Source organism: Bradyrhizobium sp. HKCCYLRH3073 (assembly GCF_051167995.1).
Lineage (GTDB): Bacteria > Pseudomonadota > Alphaproteobacteria > Rhizobiales > Xanthobacteraceae > Bradyrhizobium.
The window spans coordinates 210262-226625 of record NZ_JBNPUD010000001.1 but is presented as its reverse complement, the minus strand read 5'-3'; the positions used below and the strand labels follow the sequence as shown (position 1 = coordinate 226625).

Here is a 16364-nt window from a genome sequence, read left to right as displayed (position 1 = left end):
TCCGGCTTCGCTGCGCAATCAGTGGAGCCGGATCACGACTTCCCAACACGGATCGACATCACCCGTCCGCCCTTGAGCTCGAAGGAGAACGCATGCGGCGGATAGGTCCAGAGCTCGACGCCCTTCAATTCGCTCGGCTCGAAATGGTTGGGCTGGCCGAACACCTTCACCAGATCGTCGGTGGGGGCGCCGAGACCGACGCTGCTGAGCTCGTAGCCCGGAGCCGTCGTGGTGCCGTCGCCGGTGACCTGCAGCGCGACGATCTTATCGGCGGCCACGGTGACCACGAAATAAGGATAGTGCTCGCGCTGGCCGACGAAGTAGATCCAGGCGACCTTGTCCTGCGCCTGCTTCAAGGTGCGGTGGGGCTGCCCGAGCGCAGCGGTCGCCGTGTCAGCACCGTCGCCGACCACCAGCGGGCCCAGCCGCATGCAGGCGCGCGCCATGACTGCGAGCAACAGCTCCTGTGACAGCTCGCGCGGCGGGGTCACGACGCAGCCGAAGCCGGCGCCGGCGCGCTTCCATTCGCCGCGCAAGTCCTTCAGATCGGCAGGAACGGCTGGCGCCGGTGGTGAGGGCGCCGGACGTGCCGGCGGCGGCGACGCCGGTCGCGGCGCCGATTGTGCATGCGCCGATGGCGAGAGCCACCCCGTCAGCATCGCCGCGGCGATCCCCACAAGCACCGCTTGAATGCGGCCCCCAGTCTTCACCATGTCGACGCCTACTTCCCACGCTTGCCCAGACCGCCAAAGGCGTCGGGATCGAACTTCCTCGGATCCACCGGCTCGTAGCGTGACCACTCCATGTCGGCAATCCCGTCGTATTGCTTAGTCCACCCGGAATCCACCGTCGCGTTGCCTTGCGCAACGGGCCGCAACTCGAAATGCATGATCTTGCCGGGGCCGGCCTCGGCGATCTTCTCGCCGCGCTTGAAGCGCGCGCCGACGGCCGGCATCTCGCCTTTGCCATCGACCAGACGACCGAGATGGGCATAACGGGTGAAGAGGACGGCGCCGTTCGGATAGCTGTGCTTGAGCACGACGTAGCGCCCGCAGCCGCCGACAAGCGGAAGGTCAGCGGGCGCCTGATCGGCCGCCTCCACCTTGACCACGACGCCATCCTCCATCACCCCGATCGGTGCCCCCTCCGTCCCGGCGTCGACATCGATACCGGGATGATCGCGCAGCGACCAGCAGCCGCACGAGGCCATTCCGGCTTCGGACGGCTGCTGCTGAGCCGGCGCGGCTGGCTGCACCGTCTGGAATTCGTTGACCAGCAGTCCGGGTCCCTCGGCGGAGGTGTAGATGTGGACGGCATAGAGCGTCAGCTTGCCGCCGACCTTCAGCTCGCGCGGCAGGAAGCCATAAACGATGTCCTGCACGAAAACCTTGAGCTCCCGCCCCTTGGACGAACGCACCGTGATGCAATTCGAGACGCCGAGCTTCTCGACCTGGTCGAAGCCCGACATCGCCATCGACTTCTTCAAGAACCCCGTCTGACATGGACCCCCGGCACTCGCGAGGATGACCTCGAGCTTGAACGGCGCACCCGTCTTGATGTCGACACCCTTGGCCGGGCGCGGCAGCGCCAGAAGGTCGTCGAGACCGGCCTCCTTGTAGCGGGCGTAGTCGAACGCGGCTTCGGCGCGGTGGCCGCTGAGGACCACCAATGCCAGCAGGGTGAACACACCCCGGCGCGCGGCACGCGTGACGCTCATCTCACCACCCCCACTCCCCGGTCGATCCCCCCGCGAGCCTACACGACAGGGCCGCACCCCGGCTACAACTGCTGCGTGATGAAGAATCCGCCGCGCAGGCCGGCCACAAAAAGTTCGTCCAAGGCAGATCATGATGTCGGATCGCGGCCGGCGGCTGCGTCCTTGGATCAAGCCGGATCGCGACGAGCCGGCGCGATCACAACCCCGAGCGCCGCGTCGTGAACCAGCGCGCGGCCTGCACTGAAATGGAAGGAAGCCCTGCCATGGCAAAGCCCAAGAACACGATCTGTCTGTGGTTCGACAAGGACGCAGAGGCCGCCGCGCGCTTCTATGCCGAGCTGTTTCCGGACAGCAAAGTGACGGCAGTCCATCGCGCGCCTGGTGACTACCCTTCCGGCAAGGCTGGCGACGTGCTCACGGTGGAATTCACCGTCTGCGGCATCCCCTGTCTCGGCCTCAATGGCGGACCTGCGTTCACCCACAACGAATCCTTCTCGTTCCAGATCGCCACCGATGATCAAGCGGAGACGGACCGCTATTGGACTGCCATCGTCGGCAATGGTGGCCAGGAAAGCCAGTGCGGCTGGTGCAAGGACAAATGGGGCATCTCCTGGCAGATCACGCCGCGCGCGCTCACCGATGCGATGACAGAAGGCGGCGCCGCCGCCAAGCGCGTCTTCGGCGCGATGATGACGATGAAGAAGATCGACGTTGCAGCAATCGAGGCGGCCCGGCGCGGGTGACGCCCGCGCGAAGCCGGAGCGCGTCGCGGCGTTCCGGCCCTACGGGCGCAGGCAGCGCAGATGGAGGAACAGCGGCAGGCGCAGCCAGCGCCGGCTGCTGTCGCGGGAGATCGCCGCTTCGGGGATCGACGGCTCGCGCAGCGCCTCGATCAGGAAGCCCGCCTCCTCCAACGCCGCAAAATAGCGCTGCAGAGGACGATGCGCGCTGTGAAAGATGATGCTGAAGCCGTCGCGCTCCATCGGATCGCTGTAGTTGAAGGAGTCCAGGTAGCTCCCCTGGATCACGAACGGCGCGTCCGGCGCCAGGCTGGCGAAGCGGCCGGCCGAATTGAGCGGATGGACGATCGCCATGCACAGCCGGCCGCCGGGCCTCAGCACTCGCGCCGCCTCGCGCACTGCGGCCGGCATCGCATCGACGTCCTGCAGCGACATGAAGGCGATCGCGAGATCTGCGCAGGCATCGGCCAGCGGCAGCGATGCCGCATCGGCGCGCACGACGGAGATGGCGGGATCGGCGGCGCGCGCCGCCGCGATCAGCGAGGGCGAAGCGTCGATGCCGATCACCCTGTGCCCCGAGGCGTTGAGATGACGCGACAACCGGCCCTCGCCGCAGCCGATGTCGAGCGTCAGCGCACCCGGCCCCGGCAGCAGGCTGGTGAACTGCTCGCGATGATGACGCCAGAAGCTGTCATGGCCTGGCGCCCTCGCCCAGGCGAGCCACTGGGCGGCCTGATCTTCCCATTGCTGGCGCAGATTCATGGCGGCTCTCGTAAGAGGTCAACTCAAGAGCCGCGCGTCTTAGACCTCTTTCCGGGGCCTGTCATGTGACGTTTTGGCAGCAGCCCGCTCAACCGCGCGCGGACGAGCTGCAGATCTCCTCGAGAAAATCGAGGAAGGCGCGGGCGCGCGAGGAGATCAGCTTGCGGCTCGGAAAGATCGCGGTGAGCTGCGCGGCGCGGGTGTCGAACACGACCCCCCTGCCGATCTCGACCAGCCGGCCCTCGCCGAGCAGCTCGACGCAATAGTGCTCCGGCAGAAAGGAAATGCCGGCGCCGTGGGCGACGGCGCGGCGCACCGCCAGCGGATTGTTGATGCGGGCGACATGCGCCCCGACGTCGAAGCGGACGAGATGACCATGCTGCTTGATCACCAGGGTGCGGTCGCCGTAGCGGCGCTCGCAGATCATGAGATGGCGCTCAAGCGCGCGGACGTCCTCGCCGATGTCGTGCGCGGCGAGATAAGCGGGGCTGGTCACCCAGATCAGGCGGCCGCCGATCAGCACCTTTTGCGCCAGCTCGGAATTCTCCTGCACGCCGACCACGACCGCGATGTCGAAGCGGTCGGCCAGCATGTCGATCGCGCGCGTCGTCGCCTCGACGTCGAGCTCGATCCGGGGATAGCGGCGGTGGAATTCGGCGAGTTGCGGCGCCAGGATCTCCTCGCAGAACGCCGGCGGCAGCGCCACCGAGAGCCGGCCGCTGGGGACGCCGGAGAGCCCGGTCATGACCGCGTCGGCCTCCGAGACCTGGTCCAGGATCTTCTGACATTGCTGGAAGAACAGCTCGCCCTCGCGGGTCACCCGGACGCGCCGCGAGTTGCGGTCGAACAGCCGGATGCCGAGATCCTGCTCGAGTCGGGCGACCGATTTGCTGACCGAGGATTTCGGCATGCCCAGCGACCGCGCGGCACCGGTCATGCCGCCGGTCGCCACCACCGCATGGAACACCGGAATGTCCTCGATCCGCCATTTCATCCTAGGGCTCTCGTTCATCGAGAGAAACGATCCGTGCATGTTAGCATGATTGTCTAGCATGGGAAACTTCGTAAGGTCGGCCTCGGCGCGGCCGCGGGTGACAGTCAGCCGCGGCCCATTTCGCGGAGGGACACATGGCCCGGATCATCGGCGGCATCGGCGCATCGCACTCGCCCACCATCGGCTTCGCACTCGACACCAACAAGCAGAGCGACCCGGCCTGGAAGCCGATCTTCGACGGCTTCGCGGCGGTGCGCGACTGGGTGAAGCGCAAGGACATCGACGTCCTGTTCATGATCTACAATGATCACATCACCTCGTTCTTCTTCGATCACTACTCGGCGTTCGCGCTCGGCATCGACGACCGCTATGTCGCGGCCGACGAGGGCGGCGGACCGCGCGACGTGCCGCCGGCGAAGGGGCATCTCGGCCTGTCACAGCACATTGCGATGGCGATGGTCGCCGACGAGTTCGACATGTCGTTCTTCCAGGGCAAGCCGGTCGATCACGGCCTGCTGTCGCCGCTGTCGATGATGGGCGATGCCAGCGGCCCGTGGCCGGGCCGCGTGGTGCCGCTTCAGGTCGGCGTGCTGCAGCTGCCGATCCCCAATGCGAAGCGGATGTGGAAGCTGGGCAAGACGCTGCGCAAGGCGATCGAGAGCTATCCGGAGGATCTGAAAGTCGCCATCTTCGCCACCGGCGGGCTGTCGCACCAGGTGCATGGCGAGCGTGCCGGCTTTCTCAACGAGGACTGGGACAACGAATTCCTCGATCTGCTGGAAAAGGACCCGGAGCGGCTCACTGCGATGCGGATCGCCGATTATGCGGTCAAGGGGGGCATGGAAGGCGCCGAGGTGATCATGTGGCTGATCATGCGTGGTGCGCTGTCGGACAAGGTGAGGCTCGTGCACAGGCAGACCTACGCGCCGTCGGTGACCAACATCGCGACCCTGGTGTTCGAGGATCTCGGCGGCACGCCGGATCCGCAGGAGGTCGCGGCCTATCGCGCGCATATCGGACACGAGCTCGCGGGCGCCGAGACGCTGGCTGGCACCTATCCGTTCACGCATCGCCGCAGCCAGGCCAATTTCCGCATCAACGACTTCCTGCACCGGCTCGTGATCCCCGCGCATCGCAAGAGATTTGTTGAGGAATTCGACGCGCTCGCGGACGAGTACGAGCTCACGGGCGAGGAGCGCGAGCTCATCAAGAACCGCCGCTGGATCGAGATGATCAGGCGGGGCGTCAGCTTCTTCGTGCTGGAGAAGATGGCCGCGGTGATCGGCGTCTCCAACCCGGAGGTCTACGCAGCCTTCCGCGGCGAGACCCTGGAGGCGTTCCTCAAGACCCGCAAGGTGCCGATGCGCTATTCCGTCGCCGGCGGCGCCAAGGCGGATGCGATCGACGCGCATTGACTGGCGCGCACGACCTGCGCCGCCCGGAACGGGCGACGCAGATCATGTCTCCGGCAGGTCGATGCCGCGCGCCTTGGCCCAGCGCTCCAGCACCTTGCGCTCACCGGCGTGAGCCACGCGGTTGGCGAAGCCACGCACCTGCACCGCGCGACGCTGCTGATCGAGCTCGATCGTCAGCAGCCGCTGCGCCGCGCCGCCATGGCGATGCCGCAGCGACCAGATCGAGGAATGGCCGGCGATGCACCTCGTCGCGTAGCTCGACACGCAGTGACGCATGGCCCTGGACTCAGCGACGAGGTCCTCCGCGGTCCGCAGCTGCGTGATCACATATTCGTCACGCTTGGCGAAGGCCTTGGCCGACGGACTCCACGACCAGTCCGCGAGTTGCGCGCCCGGCCAATGCGCCGCAAGCTCCGCCGCCTGCGCTGCCGAACGGTGACGCGCCATCTCGGCACGCCGGCGCGCCGCCTCGATGCGGGCGATCACCGCGAGATCGCGATGCCATTCCCGCGCCAGCCGGCGCAGCGCCGCGAGCGAGCGGCCCTTGAGGCTGAACGCCCGCTCGCGCCGGCGACGATCGGCGATGTAGTCGCAGAGATCGTCGATCTCCTCGACGGTGGTCGGCTGCGCGCAGAAGAACTGCGCCGCCTCGCGCCAGAACGCGTGCTCGCCGCGCGGCGTCCGCGCGATCCGGGACCGGGTGATCCGCGACACGATCGCCGGATCGCCCGTGTAGGACCGCGCGATCGCCTGCCAGATCGCCTCGTCGAAGTCGACCTGCCCGAAAGGATGGAGGAAGCCGTGAACCTCCTTTCGCGACAGGAACGCCGACGCGCCAGCCTTGTACAGCGAGCCGCCACCGGCTGCCGCGATGTACCAGCGCTTGCGACGGACGATCTCGTCGTGGCCGAGCCCCGACGCCTCGATCCAGATCTGCTCCAGATGCGAAGGCACGGGATAGCGCGCGAACAGATGCCGCGCCGCCGCCAGCCGCAGGCGCGCGGCATCGCGCGTCTTGAGCTGCGGCTTCCAGCTCTCGGGATCCCGGATGATGTCGGCTTCGAAGCCACGCCCCGCCTCGCGGATCGCGTTGTGCAGATCCGGCGGCGGCCGCGTCGGCCGTGCCGCGCGGCGCAGCGTCAGCTCATAGGCTTCAACCCGCGCGCGCTCGGCCTCCTGCCGTCGTGCAATCGATGACTTTGCCATTGTCGTTCAACATGATCGAGAAACTATCAGCCGGACGCACTGCGGGCGTCGGCACGGATCGTGTCGCGCACAGTGGATTCGACATGGCTGATGGCCTCTCGCGTTGAACACCGTCGGGGTTGAAACGGGCGACGCTGATACATCCAATCTGCAGCGAGCACAAGCGGAAAAGCCGCCGCGCTCCGCGGCGAACGCGGTTTGGCCTCGCCCTTGCATCGGTTTCTCATGAGCCGGCTCGCAAGATGGAGTTGTCAGATGTCCGACAGCCTGCACACGGTCGTCGTGGCCAAGAAGGCCATCGAGGCGCACAACATGGCCTCGTTCGAGCTCGTTCCGGCGGACGATCAGCCGCTGCCGGGCTTCACCCCCGGCAGCCATATCGACGTCACATTGCCGAATGGACTGACGCGGCAATATTCACTGCTGAACAGCGCCTCAGAGCGCAACCGCTACTGCATCGGCGTGTGGAAGGACGGCAACAGCCGCGGCGGCTCCAAGGCGCTGCATCTCGACATCAACGAGGGCGACCGGCTGCAGGTCAGCCGCCCGCGCAACCGCTTCAAGATCCCCAAGGACACCAAGCGCGCCTTGCTCGTGGCGCGCGGCATCGGCGTGACGCCGATCCTGTCGATCGCCGACACGCTGAAGGCCAAGACCATCCCGTTCGAGCTGCACTACGTGTTCGCGCTGATGTCGCCGGACTCGTTCCGCGGCACCATCGAGGCGTCGCGTTTCGCCGAAGACACCAGATACTACAAGGAATCCAGCGAGGACAATCAGTTGCTGAAGGCCGCCGAGCTGCTGGCCGACCGACCCGACGACACGCAACTGTTCATCTGCGGCGTCGACTGGTGGATGGATCCGATCATCGCGCTCGCCAGGCAGAAGGGCTTTGCCGAGGAGCGCATCCATGTCGAGCGCTTCACCGCCAAGGCGGCGGCCGCGCTGCTCGACAAGGTGTTCGACGTCACCATCAAGAGCACCGGCGCGACCTTCAAGATCCCCGGCGACAAGACCGTCACCGCCTTTCTCGAGGAGAACGGCGTCAAGATCGCGACCTCCTGCGAGCAAGGGATGTGCGGCACCTGCAAGACCCGGGTGATCGACGGCGAGATCGATCATCGCGACAAGCGCCTCTCCGCGGCCCAGCGCGCCGAGGGCTATTTCCTGCCGTGCGTGTCGCGCGCCAAGGGCGACCGGCTGGTGCTCGATCTCTAGCAGGCATCCGCCGTGACCAGCGAGACCGATCTGTGGCAGACCGCGTGGATCATCGCCCAACAGCACGGGACCGAGGGGCCGGCGTTCGCGGCCCGCATGGCCGACAGCTTCAAGCTCGGCCACAAGCTCGCCGCGCATCGGGCGTGGCTGTCGATCGCGGCCAAGGTCACCGTGCTGATCGACGCCAGCGCATCGGCCGGCGCGCACCGGCATTGAAATGTCGAGAAGCCCACAGTTCCGGTCGCGCTGTTCGGAATCGGACACGCTCTCCCGTCGCGTCACTCCGAGACGATGCGCAGCGAGGCGCTCGGATTCCAGATCCACCGGCCGTGGCGATGAGCTCCGAGCCCGCGCCCGACCGGCGCATTCCAAAATGACGATGCGGAGGCAGTTGCGGCCGTTCGGAACGGTTCTTGCTCCGCCCGACGCCGTTACCGAGCGACCGTCCAACATGCGCGACCGCGCAGGTCGCGCCTTGTGAGGAAGCATGTCCGTGTCATCGTCCGGCACGGCGGACGTCCCAGCCGCCGCCGACATCGCGTTGGCCTATCACGCCCGCACCAAGCACAGTCTCAAGCGCTATGCGGCGGGACCCGAGACGCTGGACTGGGACGCGCAGCCGAACCCGTTCCGCGAGTTCGCCGGCAGCCCTCGGCTGCATCTGCCGCTGACCTCGGACCGTCTCGCCGTGAGCTTCGCCGAGGCCTGCGACGCCACGGCGCCGGTCCAGCCGTTGACGATCGACCGCGTCGCGCTGCTGCTCGAGCTGTCGTTCGGATTGGCCGCATGGAAGGAGCTTGGCCCGGACCGCTGGGCGCTGCGCTGCAATCCCTCCAGCGGCAATCTGCATCCGACCGAGGCCTATGTCATCGCGGAGAACGTGCCGGGGCTCAGCGACGGTCTTCACCACTATGTCAGCCGCGATCACGCGCTTGAGCAACGTTGCCGTCGCGGCAGGACATCGCCCGGCGAGCCGCGACTGTGGCTCGCGCTGTCCTCGATCCATTGGCGCGAGGCGTGGAAATATGGCGAGCGCGCGTTCCGCTACTGCCAGCTCGACCTCGGACATGCGATCGGCGCCGTCAGCTACGCCGCCGCTGCGCTGGGCTGGAGCGCGCACGTGATCGACGGCATCGACAGCGCGCAACTCGCAGCACTGATGGGACTCGATCGCGCGGATGATTTCGCCGGCGTCGAGACCGAGGACGCCGATGTGCTGCTCGCGATCGTGCCGCGCGATGCGCGCTCTCGGCCGCCGACAGCCCTGCCATCGCCGGCCAAGATCGACGACAGTTGGAAGGGCCAGGCGAACCGGCTCGATCGCCATCCGCTCTATCGCTGGCCCGTCATTCCCGAGGTGAGCACGGCCACGGCCGGTGCGGCGCAGGATGCGGTCTCCGTTCCGTCGCAGTGCCCGCCGCTGCCGCGGCGGTCAGGCGCGCGCGCGGCCGAGCTCATTCTCAGCCGGCGCAGCGCGCAGCGCTTCGACGCCAGATTCACGACGGACCTCGCAGCGTTCCTTCACCTTCTCGACGCGCTGCTGCCGCGCGCCGCGCCGCCATGGACCGCCTGGCCATTCGCGCCACGGCTGCATCCGCTGCTGTTCGTCCACCGCGTCGACGGCCTCACGCCCGGGCTCTATGCGCTACCGCGCAACGGCGAGGCGGAGAGCAGCCTGCGGCGCGCGCTGCGTCCCGACTTCGACTGGCAGCACGTCGAGCACGCAGCCGACCATCTGCCGTTGTTCCGGCTGCTGCCGACCGACAGCCGCGGCGTGATCCGCACCGCGAGCTGTCACCAGGCGATCGCGGGCGATAGCTGCTTTGCGATGGCGATGCTCGCCGAGTTCACGCCTGCCGTGAGCGACCATCCGTGGCGCTATCGGCAACTGCATTGGGAGGCCGGCCTGATCGGCCACGTACTCTACCTTGAAGCCGAAGCGGCGGGCCTGCGCGGCACCGGCATCGGCTGCTTCTTCGACGACTCCGTGCACGAGATGCTCGGCGTCGTCGCAGCCGATTTCCAGACGCTCTACCACTTCACCGTCGGCCGTGCCCTGACCGATGACCGCATCACGACACTGGCCGCCTATCCGGGCCGCACACGCAACGAAGCGGGAGACCTGCGATGAGACCGCGCATTCCGTTCCAGCGCATCGACGTCGACCACGCGGCCGAGCTGCTGCAGCGCGACGACGTGCTGCGCTTCGACGTCCGCGACCCCGCCTCGTTCGACACTGCGCATTTGCCCGGCGCGCGGCATCTCACCCAGCGCAATCTCTCCGAAATCATCGCCGGCACGACCAAGCGCACGCCGATCCTGATCTACTGCTATCACGGCAATGCCAGCCAGGAGTATGCGCAGACCTTCTCCGATTTCGGCTTCGCGGAGGTCTATAGCCTCGACGGCGGCTATGAGGCGTGGCGCCAGCGTTATCCCGCGCGGAGCGGCGCGGCGAACGTCGGTCCGGCCCTGGCGGCGTGGCTCGCCGCCGAGGGCTTTCCCGCCGACGACGTCAACGCCATCATCGCCAATCGCACCACGCCGCTGATGAAGGCGGCACATCTCGGCAACGTCGCCGTCATCCGCGAGCTGCTCGCTGCCGGCGCCGACGTCACCGCCAGGAACGCCGACGGCAACAACGCAGTGTGGCTCGCCTGCGTCGGCCGGCATCTCGCCGCCATCGACGCGCTGGTCGAGGCCGGCATCGATCTCGACAACAGCAACGACAATGGTGCCACCGCGCTGATGTATGCGTCGTCCTCCGGCAAGGCCGAAATGGTCGCGCATCTGCTGGCCAAGGGCGCGGACATCAGCACCGAGACGCTGGACGGCTTTTCCGCGCTCGACATGGCCGCCTCGCTCGAATGCCTTACCTTGCTGCGCCGCGCCGCCAAAGCGGCGGCGTCGAAGGCGGCCGCGCCCGAGGCCCGGCCATGAGCGTCATCGAGCACGATTTCGGCATGCAGCAGCGCCAGGTCGAACGCCGGTTTCGCACGCTGCTCAGCCTCGATGCGCTGCACGAGGCCAATGTCCGCGCCAATCCCATTCCCTATCTGGAGCGCGCCAGCGAGCGCATCTATCAGCTCGAGAAAGCCCTGTTCGATGCGCTGCAGGCGGCGACGACCGCAGCCGACTCCGGCGATGAGACGATAAGCATCGGCAAGGCCGAGCATCAGCGCCTGTTGCAATGCCGGGCGATCGTGGAGCGCGCCTATGCGAAACTGGTCGCCGATCAACCCGAAACCTGAATCAACGACGAGATGGAGTTCGAGATGTCGAGTGACGGCTTCTTCGTGGACTGGGACGGCAATCTGCGCAGCGCCGCCGATCCCGGCGGCGGCTATCTGTGCGACATCGACACGGTCGCGCGCTATGTCGCGGTGACGACGAAGAACGGCACGCTGGTGCACGAGGCGACGTTCTTCAAGACCAAGGCCGATGTCGAGAAAGCCGGCATCAAGGCGCCGCTGGTGCCCGGAAGTCATCCGTGGGGCGCGAAGGCGGATGGGTTCTGAGCCCCCATCACCGTAACGACGTCGTTGCGAGCGCAGCGAAGCAATCCACGACCACGCGCGCGGCCCTGGATTGCTTCGTCACCCCCGCTCCACGCAATGACGGGCGGATGGAAGAATGCCTCACTCGGGATGGATCATGATCTCCATGGTCTCGTCGAGATCATCGAACGGATCGGGAAAGCTCGTATCCTCCACCAGCGCGACGCCGCACAGGCAGACCTCGCCGTCGATGACCGCGAGCGCGATCGGCTCCAGGCTCTGGCCCTCGCAATCACCGCTGGTACACAATCCGGTGTCGATCTCGAAGATCGCGCCATGGCGGCCACAGCGCAGCATCGTGCGCTCCGCGTTGAAGAATTGGCCGCTGCCGATGTTCAGCCATTTGCCTTCGTGCGGGCAGCTGTTGACATAGCCGACGAAGCCGCCGGACACGGTATGGATGATCACGATCGGAAACGGCCGCGCCTCGCCATTGTCGCCGATCCGCGACAGGCTGAACGCCCTGGCTTCACCCGGCGCGATGCTCGTCGTCGGACAGATGACGAAGACTTCCGGCTCACGTTCCGTCATGCGCGACGCTCCCTCAACGAGGCGACGGAGCTGCGGGACCGTGAAGAGTCTCCTGTCGCAAACCTGACGGCAGCGGCCCGAACTGGCGGGCCTCGGCGCGTCACTCTCGATCTGTCCCGATCCTTGCATGAAGCATGCCGCCTGCGCGCGCGATGTCGGCTTGGAGACAATGATGGCCACGATGAAGTTGTATATGACGCCGGGATCGTGCTCGACCGGCATCCACATCATCCTCGAAGAGCTCGAGGAGGTGTTCGAGGCCCATATCGTCAATCTCCCGGCCGGAGACAATTTCAAACCCGATTATGTGGCCATCAACCCGAAATCGACGATTCCGGCGCTGGTGCGCAGCGACGGCAGTGTGCTGACGGAAGTGCCGGCGATCGCCTATTGGCTCGGCCGCTCGCGGCCACGCGCCGGATTATGGCCTTCGGATATCGAGACCGAAACGCGGCTGCTCGAAGCCATGAGCTACATTGCCGGTACCGTGCATGGCCACGGCTTCGCGCGCATTTTTGCGACGCCGACCTTCAGCCGCAACGAGGCCGACCAGGAGTCCGTGCGCGCGCTCGGCCGCAACATCGTCGTGAAAGGCTTCGCAGTGCTCGACAAGATGCTCGGCACGCGGCCCTATCTCGGCGGCGAATTCTCCGTGGCGGATCCGATCCTGTTCTACGTCGCGTTCTGGGCCGACAAGACCGGCATTGCGCTGCCGGCCAACCTGCTCGCGCACTACCGGCGGATGCTGGCGCGGCCGGTCGTGCAGCGGGTGCTGCGCGAGGAAGGCTACAATCCGGCGACGCTGGGGAAGACGACGACGCCGTGACTACTCCGCGGCTTCCGGCAGCAGCGCGTGGTCTCCGAGATCGATGCCGCGGAAGATGGCGCAGCGGCGGAAGACCTCGATGGTCGGACGGACGCCCTTGTGGTGGCAGTATTTGGCGACCAGCTTGGCCAGCCCCTTGATGTCGCGGCCCGAGGCACCCGGGAACGTCTCCACCAGCGGCTCCACCAGGCCGGCATCGATCTTCAAGCCGAACTGCTCGCACATCACCCGCCAGATCCGGCCGCGCGCTGCGGCGTCCGGCGCCTGGAACTTGATCAACGCAATGCAGCGCGACACGATGGCTTCGTCGATGTCGTCGATGCGGTTCGTCGTGAGGAACAACAGCCCATTGAAATATTCCAGCACGCGCAGGAACACGCCGACGACGGCATTCATCGTCATGTCGTCCTCGCGCCGCTTGATGTAGACGTCGGCCTCGTCGATCAGCATGACCGCGCCCCAGCGCTGCGCCCGGGTCAGCGCATCCTTCAGCGCGCCCTCCATTGCCGCGACGTTCAGCCCGAGCTGGCCGGAATGCACGCGATAGAGCGGCCGGCCGATGATCTCGGCGTAGACCTCCGCCGTCAGCGTCTTGCCGACCCCGGGCGGGCCTGCGCACAGCACCGTAGTGCCGCCCGACTTGCCGGCGACGATGTCGTCCATCAGCAGGTCCATCTCGGCCGTGAGAATGTCGATCAGGTCGGTCTGCTCCTCCGGCAGCACCAGCTTCTGCTTGAGCTCGGGCTGATAGGCGTAAGGCACCATGTCGTCGGCGTGCACCCAGAGATAATGGTGCAGGTCGAGATGGAACATCAGCATGTAGGGATGGACGGGGATCTTGCAGAAGAGGCCCTTCGGGATCGCCGCCCTGGAGTCCGCGACCTCCTGCTCGGCATCATAGAGATTGCTCTTGGCGGCCTTGCGCAGGTACTGCCCGAGAATGTCGCCGGTGACCTCGAGCGTCAGCGCCCGCTCGGTGAGAACGCCCTCGTCGTTGACGAGGCGCGCGCTGCCGCCGCCCGACGACAGCACGATCACGTCCTTGCGCGACCAGTCCATGTCGCGATGCGAGGAGTTCGGATCATCGGCGAAGAAGCCGATGCCGCGGCCGGAGAACTGCGCGCCGTAGCGGCCACGCCAGGCGAAGTACCGCTCGGCCGTCTCATCGTAGGCGGATATCAGCTCGGGCGTCTCCTTGAGGAAGCCCTTGGCGGCGAAGATCTCGGCGACCGTCCTGCCGACGATGTCGCCGGCGGAGATGCGCAAGGTGGACGTGGTGATCGCGCCCTTGGCATTGGCCTTGAGCTCGATGAAGACACGGCCGGCCTCGTCGTTCGACGGCGCCGTGTAGTCGAGCCGCGTCACGACATAGGGCAACGGACGGCTGGCGACGTTGGCGGTGAACATCCAGCCGCGGATGGCGCCCGAGATCAGGTAGCGCGCAATCGCCGGCAGCACCGATTCCAGCTCGTGCTCGGCGAAGCGGGCGCCGGAATCGGCAAAGGCGCGCTGCAGGGTCGCGATCTGCGCCGCACGGGCGTGCCATTCGGGACCGGCCTTCTGGTAGCTGTCGCGCAGGAAGTCGAGCTCGGCGGTCGCGAGCTGCGCCACGTCGACCTCGACCCTGTCGCCGAAGCGCAACTGCTCCTTCAGCGAGGCGAGGTGCGGAAAGGCCGCAGCCATCGCCTCGATGGTCGGACGTTCGATCTGCAGCTTCATGGTTCGCATCTCGATGCCGCCCCACTCACGACGGCACTCTCGTCGGCGGGCGCAGCGCCGCGTCCGCCTTCGCCAGCAGCAGGCGGTTCGCGGCGAGCGAGAATTCCTGCCAGGCGGCGGCGATGTCGCGCAGGATCGTCTGCACATAATCCTTCGACGGCTTGTGCTCGAACGGAAAGTTCGACAGCGCGCAGGAGGTGCGGTTGAAGGCTATGGCATCGTCGAGCAGCGACTGCATGACATCGCGAAACGGCTTCTGGATCTCCGGCATCAGGACGGAGCGTCCGCGCTCGACGGCAACGTCGCGCATGTCGAAGGTCAGTGCGTCCAGCACCTGCAGCGCCGCAGCGAACACCTGCTCGGTGGCTCCGAGAAGAGCGAGCTGGGTCAGTTGCTCGCGCTGCTGCGCGGCGAGGCCGCGATTGAGCCGCTGCCGATAGTCGTCGAACGCGGCGTCACGCTGCGCGGCGACCCAGGCGCCGAACCAGGCGAGGCTCGCGGCGTTGCCCGACAGCCCGTCGCCGGTCGCGGCGACCGCGCGCGGCGCGGCGGTCTCGCCGATGCCCCGGGCGATCGCGCGCTCGATGCGCCTGGCGGCGTTCAGCGCGCCTTCGAGATAGCCGGCCGCGTGGCTTGCGGTTTCAGCGCCGCCAAGATACAGCCGCCCGTCCCACAGCGCCCGCCGCAGCATCGGATTGGCGATCTCGCTGTGCTCGCCGCGTGGCGTGGTGCGATCCAGTGCGCTGCAGGTGAAGCGCTCGGCCGCCCAGTCCTGGTAGTGCTGCTCGCCGCCTTCCAGCGCGGAGCCGAACAACTGCACCATCTGGCTGTCCATCAGCAACGGCAGCCCGACGCTGAAGGCCGCGCGCAGATCGGGCGAGAATGCGAGGAAGCCGCCGAGCGCAGCGCGGTCGCCGCCCGCATCGCAGGCATCGAAGATCTCGCCGATCACGGCCTGCTCGTGGCTGACGAACGCATTGCCGGACCGGCCCTGGTCGCGCCAATGCGCCTGGTCGTAGGCGATCACGACCTTGGCCTGCGCCGCCATCCAGGTCTCGGCGCCACGCATCGCCTCGAAGGTCGCGTCGTCCAGCTCGGGAAAGAAGCCGACGTGGTCGATCAGCAGCCGCGGCGGCAGCGCGAGCACGGCGCGCCTGGCCTCGATCGCGACCGATTCCGTTGCTGTGGCGAAGATCAGCCGCACATGCGTGCCGCAGTCGACGATGCGCATCAGCTCATGGCCGAGATGGATGAAGGGCTGCGGCAGATCGCGTGCCAGCGCCTCGATCAATTTCGTCATGCCGCCGGAGAGCCGGCGCGCGCCCTGGTGGACCGGCGGCCCGCCGATCTGCTCGGCCGGCTTGTCCGCCTCTCTCAGATGAAGATGCGTGCCATCATCGTGCTGGGCAAAGTCAGACAGGCCGAGCTCCGCGACCAGGCCGGCGAGCAGCGGCTGGGTGTCCGGCCAGAACCAGGTCGGGCCGAGGTCCAGCGCAAGCCCGCCCTTGCTCCTAGCCGACAGCACCCGCCCACCCAGGCGATGTCGGGCTTCGAACAAAGCGAACGTGCTGCCGCGCTGCTGCAGGCAGCGCGCGAGTGCCATTCCGCACAATCCACCTCCGACAATGGCCGTTTCGAGCATGGCAGGACCTCGGCTGATGCGTTGCGATCGCGTCTCG

General features: G+C 67.0%; 17 protein-coding genes. 9 read left to right on the top strand and 8 right to left on the bottom strand.

The window, feature by feature from the left end; genetic code table 11:
• Positions 1 to 32: 32 nt before the first annotated feature.
• Positions 33 to 713, bottom strand: a complete 681-nt coding sequence (locus ACQR1X_RS01025; RefSeq protein WP_315804493.1) for a hypothetical protein — start codon at positions 711 to 713, stop codon at positions 33 to 35.
• A gap of 8 nt (positions 714 to 721) precedes the next feature.
• Positions 722 to 1717, bottom strand: coding sequence for a M23 family metallopeptidase (locus tag ACQR1X_RS01020; RefSeq protein WP_434898167.1), 996 nt, complete (start codon positions 1715 to 1717; stop codon positions 722 to 724).
• Between the two features lie 263 nt (positions 1718 to 1980).
• Between ACQR1X_RS01020 and ACQR1X_RS01015 the strand changes: the two genes are divergently transcribed.
• Complete coding sequence (locus ACQR1X_RS01015; RefSeq protein WP_315804491.1) at positions 1981 to 2460, top strand: VOC family protein; 480 nt, start codon at positions 1981 to 1983, stop codon at positions 2458 to 2460.
• Positions 2461 to 2499: 39 nt separating this feature from the next.
• On the opposite strand, the gene ACQR1X_RS01010 is transcribed toward ACQR1X_RS01015, so the two are convergent.
• Entirely contained in the window at positions 2500 to 3219 is a 720-nt protein-coding gene (locus ACQR1X_RS01010) for a class I SAM-dependent methyltransferase (protein WP_434898166.1), read from the bottom strand.
• An 88-nt stretch (positions 3220 to 3307) separates the two neighbouring features.
• The gene (locus tag ACQR1X_RS01005; protein ID WP_434898165.1) at positions 3308 to 4213 is read right to left on the bottom strand and encodes a LysR family transcriptional regulator; all 906 of its coding nucleotides are present in this window, start codon (positions 4211 to 4213) and stop codon (positions 3308 to 3310) included.
• A gap of 134 nt (positions 4214 to 4347) precedes the next feature.
• Between ACQR1X_RS01005 and ACQR1X_RS01000 the strand changes: the two genes are divergently transcribed.
• Positions 4348 to 5628 (top strand): gallate dioxygenase, encoded by a 1281-nt coding sequence (locus tag ACQR1X_RS01000; RefSeq protein ID WP_316177998.1) that lies wholly within the window; start codon positions 4348 to 4350, stop codon positions 5626 to 5628.
• A 42-nt stretch (positions 5629 to 5670) separates the two neighbouring features.
• Here the strand turns inward: ACQR1X_RS01000 and ACQR1X_RS00995 are convergent, their stop codons facing one another.
• Entirely contained in the window at positions 5671 to 6834 is a 1164-nt protein-coding gene (locus ACQR1X_RS00995) for a PcfJ domain-containing protein (RefSeq protein WP_434898164.1), read from the bottom strand.
• Positions 6835 to 7089: 255 nt separating this feature from the next.
• On the opposite strand from ACQR1X_RS00995, the gene ACQR1X_RS00990 reads away from it, so the two are divergent.
• The 6 genes from ACQR1X_RS00990 to ACQR1X_RS00965 all read left to right on the top strand — a co-directional run bounded on the left by ACQR1X_RS00990 (position 7090) and on the right by ACQR1X_RS00965 (position 11570).
• Positions 7090 to 8052 carry a PDR/VanB family oxidoreductase gene (locus tag ACQR1X_RS00990; protein WP_316177996.1) on the top strand — a complete coding sequence of 321 codons (963 nt, stop codon included), beginning with the start codon at positions 7090 to 7092 and terminating at the stop codon, positions 8050 to 8052.
• A 12-nt stretch (positions 8053 to 8064) separates the two neighbouring features.
• Positions 8065 to 8268, top strand: a complete 204-nt coding sequence (locus ACQR1X_RS00985) for a hypothetical protein (protein ID WP_315804485.1) — start codon at positions 8065 to 8067, stop codon at positions 8266 to 8268.
• 271 nt (positions 8269 to 8539) lie between these two features.
• Positions 8540 to 10183 carry a nitroreductase family protein gene (locus ACQR1X_RS00980; RefSeq protein ID WP_434898163.1) on the top strand — a complete coding sequence of 548 codons (1644 nt, stop codon included), beginning with the start codon at positions 8540 to 8542 and terminating at the stop codon, positions 10181 to 10183.
• 65 nt (positions 10184 to 10248) lie between these two features.
• Positions 10249 to 10992, top strand: a complete 744-nt coding sequence (locus ACQR1X_RS00975) for an ankyrin repeat domain-containing protein (protein WP_434898374.1) — start codon at positions 10249 to 10251, stop codon at positions 10990 to 10992.
• On the top strand, positions 10989 to 11303 hold the full coding sequence (locus tag ACQR1X_RS00970) for a hypothetical protein (RefSeq protein WP_434898162.1): 315 nt from the start codon (positions 10989 to 10991) through the stop codon (positions 11301 to 11303). Before ACQR1X_RS00975 ends, ACQR1X_RS00970 begins: the two co-directional genes overlap by 4 nt.
• A gap of 24 nt (positions 11304 to 11327) precedes the next feature.
• A complete protein-coding gene (locus ACQR1X_RS00965) occupies positions 11328 to 11570 on the top strand; it encodes a hypothetical protein (RefSeq protein ID WP_315804482.1) in 243 nt (80 codons plus the stop codon).
• A gap of 120 nt (positions 11571 to 11690) precedes the next feature.
• On the opposite strand, the gene ACQR1X_RS00960 is transcribed toward ACQR1X_RS00965, so the two are convergent.
• The gene (locus tag ACQR1X_RS00960) at positions 11691 to 12140 is read right to left on the bottom strand and encodes a Rieske (2Fe-2S) protein (RefSeq protein ID WP_315804481.1); all 450 of its coding nucleotides are present in this window, start codon (positions 12138 to 12140) and stop codon (positions 11691 to 11693) included.
• A gap of 181 nt (positions 12141 to 12321) precedes the next feature.
• Here ACQR1X_RS00960 and ACQR1X_RS00955 point away from each other — a divergent pair, with 181 nt between their 5' ends.
• Positions 12322 to 12966 carry a glutathione S-transferase family protein gene (locus ACQR1X_RS00955; RefSeq protein ID WP_316218643.1) on the top strand — a complete coding sequence of 215 codons (645 nt, stop codon included), beginning with the start codon at positions 12322 to 12324 and terminating at the stop codon, positions 12964 to 12966.
• Here ACQR1X_RS00955 and ACQR1X_RS00950 read toward each other — a convergent pair whose 3' ends face one another.
• A complete protein-coding gene (locus tag ACQR1X_RS00950; RefSeq protein ID WP_316218644.1) occupies positions 12967 to 14685 on the bottom strand; it encodes an ATP-binding protein in 1719 nt (572 codons plus the stop codon).
• A 25-nt stretch (positions 14686 to 14710) separates the two neighbouring features.
• The gene (locus ACQR1X_RS00945) at positions 14711 to 16327 is read right to left on the bottom strand and encodes a flavin monoamine oxidase family protein (protein WP_434898161.1); all 1617 of its coding nucleotides are present in this window, start codon (positions 16325 to 16327) and stop codon (positions 14711 to 14713) included.
• Positions 16328 to 16364 lie beyond the last annotated feature (37 nt).

Excerpts from the sequence above, each read along its gene's own strand:
- ACQR1X_RS01025 (WP_315804493.1), bottom strand. The coding sequence starts at position 713 with ATGGTGAAGACTGGGGGCCGCATTCAAGCGGTGCTTGTGGGGATCGCC.
- ACQR1X_RS01020 (WP_434898167.1), bottom strand. The coding sequence starts at position 1,717 with ATGAGCGTCACGCGTGCCGCGCGCCGGGGTGTGTTCACCCTGCTGGCA.
- ACQR1X_RS01015 (WP_315804491.1), top strand. The coding sequence starts at position 1,981 with ATGGCAAAGCCCAAGAACACGATCTGTCTGTGGTTCGACAAGGACGCA.
- ACQR1X_RS01010 (WP_434898166.1), bottom strand. The coding sequence starts at position 3,219 with ATGAATCTGCGCCAGCAATGGGAAGATCAGGCCGCCCAGTGGCTCGCC.
- ACQR1X_RS01005 (WP_434898165.1), bottom strand. The coding sequence starts at position 4,213 with ATGAAATGGCGGATCGAGGACATTCCGGTGTTCCATGCGGTGGTGGCG.
- ACQR1X_RS01000 (WP_316177998.1), top strand. The coding sequence starts at position 4,348 with ATGGCCCGGATCATCGGCGGCATCGGCGCATCGCACTCGCCCACCATC.
- ACQR1X_RS00995 (WP_434898164.1), bottom strand. The coding sequence starts at position 6,834 with ATGGCAAAGTCATCGATTGCACGACGGCAGGAGGCCGAGCGCGCGCGG.
- ACQR1X_RS00990 (WP_316177996.1), top strand. The coding sequence starts at position 7,090 with ATGTCCGACAGCCTGCACACGGTCGTCGTGGCCAAGAAGGCCATCGAG.
- ACQR1X_RS00980 (WP_434898163.1), top strand. The coding sequence starts at position 8,540 with ATGTCCGTGTCATCGTCCGGCACGGCGGACGTCCCAGCCGCCGCCGAC.
- ACQR1X_RS00970 (WP_434898162.1), top strand. The coding sequence starts at position 10,989 with ATGAGCGTCATCGAGCACGATTTCGGCATGCAGCAGCGCCAGGTCGAA.
- ACQR1X_RS00965 (WP_315804482.1), top strand. The coding sequence starts at position 11,328 with ATGTCGAGTGACGGCTTCTTCGTGGACTGGGACGGCAATCTGCGCAGC.
- ACQR1X_RS00960 (WP_315804481.1), bottom strand. The coding sequence starts at position 12,140 with ATGACGGAACGTGAGCCGGAAGTCTTCGTCATCTGTCCGACGACGAGC.
- ACQR1X_RS00955 (WP_316218643.1), top strand. The coding sequence starts at position 12,322 with ATGAAGTTGTATATGACGCCGGGATCGTGCTCGACCGGCATCCACATC.
- ACQR1X_RS00950 (WP_316218644.1), bottom strand. The coding sequence starts at position 14,685 with ATGAAGCTGCAGATCGAACGTCCGACCATCGAGGCGATGGCTGCGGCC.
- ACQR1X_RS00945 (WP_434898161.1), bottom strand. The coding sequence starts at position 16,327 with ATGCTCGAAACGGCCATTGTCGGAGGTGGATTGTGCGGAATGGCACTC.